This window comes from Mycobacterium sp. GA-1841 (assembly GCF_001954135.1).
GTDB lineage: Bacteria > Actinomycetota > Actinomycetes > Mycobacteriales > Mycobacteriaceae > Mycobacterium.
The window spans coordinates 1-1506 of sequence record NZ_MBEQ01000030.1; the positions used below are offsets into that span (position 1 = coordinate 1).

Genomic DNA, 1506 nt, shown 5'->3' on the forward strand with positions numbered 1-1506 from the left:
AGGTCCGGCTCTGGTTCCTGTTCGGGACGAACCCTGGTTCTGGTTCTGGTTCTGGTTCGGGGCCCGGGGTCAGGTCTGCCTCGGGCTCGGGCTGGGTTTCGGGCTCGGGTGCATCCGCGGGTGGGATGAGCAGTAGTTCGGGGCGGTGGTGGTAGTTGATGCGGTGTTGGCCGTGGTCGAGGGCTGGTGGTGGGTGCCATTCGACGTCGCCGGTGGGGTTGATGGTGGTGGTGTAGCCGCCGTCGTCGGCGTCGGTGTTGACGAGGCGGTTGTGGGGGCCGCAGGCCAGCGCCATGTCGTCGACGTTGGTGTGCCCGCCTTCGGCCCAGTCTTTGCGGGCGTGGTGGGCTTGGCAGCCGTAGGGGCCGGTGGTGCAGCCGGGTTTGGTGCAGCCGCCGTCGCGGGCGATGAGCATGAAGCGTTGGGCGGGGCTGGCGGTGCGTCGGGCCCGGAAGTAGGCCAGTGCTGCCCCGGTGGCCCGGTCGAACACCGCCAGGTGGTGGTTGGCGTGGCTGCCCATGCGGATGACGTCTTTGATGGGGATTTTGGTGCCGTCACCGCTGAGGCCGATCCCGGCGCGCGATTCCAAATCGTGCAGGGTGGTGCGGATGATCACCGAGACCGGTAGCCCGTTGAGTTGACCGAGGTCGCTCATCAAGGCGATGCGTCCGATGACCAGCAGTGCGTCGTGTTGGCGTTGGGTCAGGCTGCGGTGGTCGTTGTCGATCTGGGCTTGGGTGGGGGTGGCGGTGGTGCAGGGCTGCTCGTCGTCGGGGTTGCACATGCCGGGGGCGGCGAATTTTGCGAGCAGCACCTTCCACACCGCGGCGGCTTCGGGGGTGAGGTTGCCGGTCAACGTTGTCATGGCATCGGCGCCCTGCGCGCAGACATGGACACCGCGTCGGCGTTGGCGTTCGGTGTCGTCGGGTTCGGGTCCGTCCTGATCGAGCAGGAACAGCCGTAGGTCGGCGGTTTCTTTGAGTTCTTTGGGCCCCACGCCGACGGCGACGCGGACCAGGTCGAGTTCGAATTGTTCGCGGGTGGTCTGGTCGATGAAGCCGGGCAGCCGGTGGATCGCGTCGCGCAGCACGGAGACGTGGTCGGGGGTGAGTAGACCGGCGGTTTGGGCGGCGGCCACCGCCGGCAGGATCGGGGGGAGGGGTTGGCCGGTCAGCGTGCGCCGGGGGCCCAGCGCAGCCACCTCGGCCAGACGGCGCCCGGCCTCCGCGGCCGACAGCCGCCAGCGCACGCGCAGTACTTCGTTCCAGGATTTGGCGCCCAGCGCTTTGGGGGTGGTTTCGGCCTGCAGCGCGGCCAGCATCCGATGCCAGATCGTGGGCATCTGGCAGCGCAGGGTTTCGTATTCGTCGAGTACCGCGAACAGTTCGGTGTGGGTCAACGACTCCACATCGCAGGCCGCTAACGCGTCGTAGGCGGACCGTAACGCCGCCACCGCCTCAACCGCACCTGCCTGCATGATTCGAACATACATTCGACCACCGACAA

At 67.7% G+C, this 1506-nt stretch carries 1 protein-coding gene; it reads right to left on the reverse strand.

The features are described from left to right. A partial coding sequence (locus tag A5740_RS09105; RefSeq protein ID WP_139335026.1) for an HNH endonuclease signature motif containing protein occupies positions 1-1492 on the reverse strand: 1492 nt, incomplete at its 3' end. Positions 1493-1506 lie beyond the last annotated feature (14 nt).